A 4,207-nucleotide genomic window follows, 5' to 3' on the forward strand; every position below is an offset into this window, starting at 1 on the left:
CGTAAAGACCATCCTTCATGATCGCCCGGCCCGGCTCGTTGAACTGGACGAGCGTATCGGCGAGCCGGACCGAGCCGTGCCGCCTGACGATGAAGGCAATGGCATCGCCGTCGTCGGTCCTGAAGATGGTCGGGAACGTGCCGGGTTGCGGCTCGCTCTTGAGCCGATCGAGCTTGTTCAGGCTGACGAGCGAAGCCCTGCGGAATTCGCGCCGGCCTTCCTTGAAGAGCGCCGTGGCGCGCGCAATATCCGACCGATCGACGAAGACCGCCTCCCTGTCGCGTCCGAGCAGCCCTTCAGCGGCCGCCGTCCAGCTCTGGTCCGAAATCTCGATGAGGTCACACAGGACCCGCGGGACCATGCCGGCCTGTCTGAGCCTCTGACACAACAGAACGGTGGCGTCATCCAGATGCGCCGCCCCGCCCCCGCTGGAATCGATTCGGAGGCGATCCTGGAGTTGCCGAACCCTGGCCTTTTCGTCTTCGGCCTGTCGTATGAGACTCTTGCGCGCGTCGTCGACCTTCTCGAGCATGCGCGGGTCGATCGACAGCAGTTTTCGTTCGGCCTCGAGCAGCGAGGCGGTGGATCGATCGATAGCCGCGTCCCTTCCGGCCTTGGTCAACTGTGACACTGCCGGAATAAGGTCGTCGAAACCGAACTGCGTCATCGCGCAAAGGGGCTCGAGCGCCTTGACCGTTCTCAGCCGGATCTCGAACGCGGTCCCGGCACGCTGCATGTTTCGCGTTTCCTCGTCGCGCGACCGAACGAGGGAATTCCGCCCCGTCTTCGCGTCGTGCTCGCCGATCGCCCTTTCAAGCCGGCTGATCTCGGCGTCTATGCCCTCGATCTCCTCGCTCAGAAATTCGATCTCTTTCTCGGCGGCGTCGCGTCTGGCTGCCTCGTCGGCAAGCTTGACGACCTGGATGTCGTATGCCGCACGGGCAGCGAGCCACGCCGCCCGCTTGGCGATCCATTGTTCGCAAGCCCTTTTCTCGTAGGCGCCCGCCAGTTCGTGCATGATGGCGCGCAGCGCGAGAAGCGCCTCGAGCTTCTCGCGCATGATCCTGATGGTCTCGTTGATGTTGCGATAGGTACGGATTGACTCGCGCAGCTCGCCGACCCTCATATTGTTCTTTTCGAGAATGTAGTTGCGCACGAACTCGGTCGCCGTCTGGTCGTGGTCGAGCGTCATGGCGTTGACGACCGCCTTCTGCAGCGAGTTGGCATTCTGTTCGCCGACCACCGAAGCGTGGGGGACCAGCTTGCGCATATATTCCCGGACGTAATCGATCGCCTTGTCGCGGTGATTGACGAAGTTTTTCGGCCCGACGACCGAAATGATGCGGTTGCGGACGTCGTCCCACTCGGCCGGATATCTCTTCCCGTCGCGTCTCAGGACGAAGTCGTCCGAGGTCAGGATCTTCCCCGTCACGACGAACCGTCCGAGCACCGTCTCGTTGCTCTCCGATCGGCGCGCCTCGATGGCCATTCCGATCGAAAGCGGATCGCGCTTTCCTTCAGTGTCTGCGAAACCAAGGCAAATATAGGTGCGTGCCTGGTCTCTCTTGCGCTGCTCCTCCCCGAGGGTGCCCAGGCAATAGTCGACCACGCTACGCTTGGACGCGCTGCGGCTTCTTCCCTTGTCGCCCGCAACGGCGTTCAGCCGCTGGACATTACGATTGCCGCCTGTCAGGACCACCTGAGCCATGTCCAGGATGGTCGATTTTCCGGAGCGGTTCTCTCCGAAAACCCCGATATGTCCGGTGATCTCGATGTCCTCGACGTCGAACAGGTGCCAGTTCACCATCGCGAGATGGCGCAATTCCATCATGCGTCGTCTCCCTCGGGCAGGGAAAGGCCGGCCTCCTGAGACCGCACGTAACGCTCGATCCTTTGCAGCGCATCAGCCCCGCTGATGAGCCTTATCATCGGGCGGATGGCGATCTCGAAATCCTGGGCTGCGGCATCATAATCGCCGACGTCCACGAGACCGCGCTGCGACGCCTCCTTCAGGATTTCCCTGAACCGCGACGGGGTTATCGAACTCGATCCACTTCCCTGCACCATGTCCTTGTACCGATCGAGCAGCGTGTTCAGCGTGGTGATGACGATGGCGCGGTCCTCGACCGCCCCCACGTTGACTTCGTCTTGCCAATGCGCCGCCAGAACCAGGATGACGATGGTCTCGTCCAACTTCATCTTGGGCAGCGGCACGTCCTCGCCCATGGCCGTGATGCCGGCCCACTGCGCCTCGGTGTCCCGATGGACCCTGTAGCCACAACTGTCGAAGAAACCGTCGACGATCGATCGGAAACGGCCATCCATGAGGACGCTGTAGACCGTGCTCGTCCGCGGGTCGCCAGCGAAGACGAATTGCCGCCTCAGCAGAAAATGAATGGCTTTGCGGAGGTCGCCGGCCTTTTCGGCACCGTAGGTTCGCTCGATGGCCTCGAACTCACTGAGCATGCGACCGCCTCGTTAAAGTAGGCGCTTGTCGCCTGATGATGAAATTGGCACACCTCAACCACTCGCTGTCATGCGGCGGAAGGTCCGGCGCGCCCTCGAGTTCGAACGCCCTCGCGATTTCGGCAGGAACGTCCTTCGTCAAGGCGAAGCGGCGCGCCGCGTCGAACGCAAGAAAATCGTCAACGGTGTCCAGCGAAACGAAACGCGCCTCCCGCGTACCGCCCGGCGGCACCTGTTTCTCCAGGAAGCTGCGCACCTGGGCCGGACTCGGCGCGATCCGGGCGATATATTGCAGTCGAAGTTGCTTCCTGATTTCGTAGAGAGGATCGGCAGGTCGTTCTCCCAGGGCCTGGGCCTCCAGGGGCTTTCTCGGTTCGCGGCTCGGCGCTTGGTGGAATTCGGACCACGGAGAACGGAGCGGCTCCAGACTCCATTCCACGGCTGCGTTCGGAAATCGTCCGCTAGCGTGTATCCTGTCGAGCCGGCGCACGAGGTCCGCCGCGCGACCAATCAATCCCTGGGCCCCGCGTTCGGCATATTTGATCGTGTTGCGGACGCGGGCTTCCAACTGGCGGCGGAACGACTCGATCCTCTCAAACATCTCGCCGATCTGGCCGAAGGTGCTTTCAATCGCCAGAAGGTCGCCTTCGACGTCGAGCGCCGCCTCCGAAATTGACGGCGAGATACTCGCGGCGACATACTCCTCCGACAGCACCTGCATCGTTGCCGGGGTATGAACAATCCTCCGCGCCAAATCGATGATGGCGTCCCTGAAGCGATAGGGATGATTGAAGGTCAGGATCGACTCGAAATCCTTCAGCAGCAGTTGCCCGACGAACTCTTCAAAGAACGCCTCGAGGCGGTCGCCAACCGTTTTCGACTCCATGACCGTTCGGCGAATCCGCTTGAGATCGGACAGGATGGCGCGCAGGCTCCTGGTGAATTGATCGACCTGGTTGCGAGCCTCCCTCAGAGCGAGCGCGACCTCCCGCTGCTTTCGATCCAGGATATCGGGACTGAGCTTTTCGACGGCCTCGAGATTCAGGCGCACCGTGACGATCAAGCCGCCGAACCGCTGCGACACGTCCTTGTTCAGGCTGGCCAGCCGCTGGATGACCAGAAGCGGCCCCATCGACATGTCGACCGTGACCCGCAGACCATACTCCTCTTCCTCGAGCCAACCCCACGCAATCAACCGTGCATAGATTTGCCTTGCGATCAGGAGGGCCTTGTCGGCAGTCTCGGTCCTGCTTCCGCCCACCCGCTTGATGCGACGCCGACCGGCTGAAATGACGTCCGGGAGCGGATCGCCGAAGTCATCGCCCTCGTTCCAAAGCGTAGGATTGGACCGCATGACTTCGTAGATGCCATGCGTGACTTCTTGCGGCGTCGGGAATGCAGGTGCGCCGGTGAAGAAGCGGTCGTACAGGTCCAACAGGCACGCCGCGTAGAGATGCTTATGGTCCCGCGAAAACGCGAGAAATGCATCGTCATTCAGGTATCGAAACAGCAATGCCTGCTCTCCGAACGGATACCGCGGCCTGGAACCGGCAGGCCGCTTTCTTTCGGAATCGTTCCCTTTCCGTTCATGGTAAAATGGCAAGGCGCAGTTGTCCACTGCCGCAGGGAGCCGACCGACCGAGTTTCGATTCCGGCCAATCTGAGGTGGAATAAGGCTTCCAAAAAATGCGTTGCGATGGAGCGGGTGAAGGGAATCGAACCCTCGTATTCAGCTTGGAAG

Annotated in this window: 4 protein-coding genes; all 4 read right to left on the minus strand. The window is 61.4% G+C overall.

Annotated features, from left to right (window positions below):
• On the minus strand, window positions 1–1,831 hold a 1,831-nt coding region (locus JOZ76_RS33490), incomplete at its 3' end, for an ATP-binding protein (RefSeq protein WP_291705664.1).
• Window positions 1,828–2,466, minus strand: coding sequence for a DUF4194 domain-containing protein (locus JOZ76_RS33495; RefSeq protein ID WP_291705665.1), 639 nt, complete (start codon window positions 2,464–2,466; stop codon window positions 1,828–1,830). The genes JOZ76_RS33490 and JOZ76_RS33495, both read right to left, overlap by 4 nt.
• Window positions 2,456–3,901, minus strand: a complete 1,446-nt coding sequence (locus JOZ76_RS33500) for a Wadjet anti-phage system protein JetA family protein (protein WP_291705666.1) — start codon at window positions 3,899–3,901, stop codon at window positions 2,456–2,458. The genes JOZ76_RS33495 and JOZ76_RS33500 overlap by 11 nt, the downstream gene beginning before the upstream one ends.
• Before the next feature lie 59 nt (window positions 3,902–3,960).
• Window positions 3,961–4,207 (minus strand): hypothetical protein (locus tag JOZ76_RS33505; protein WP_291705667.1); only part of this gene is annotated, 247 nt, incomplete at its 5' end.

The organism is Bradyrhizobium sp. (assembly GCF_019244115.1).
GTDB lineage: Bacteria > Pseudomonadota > Alphaproteobacteria > Rhizobiales > Xanthobacteraceae > Bradyrhizobium.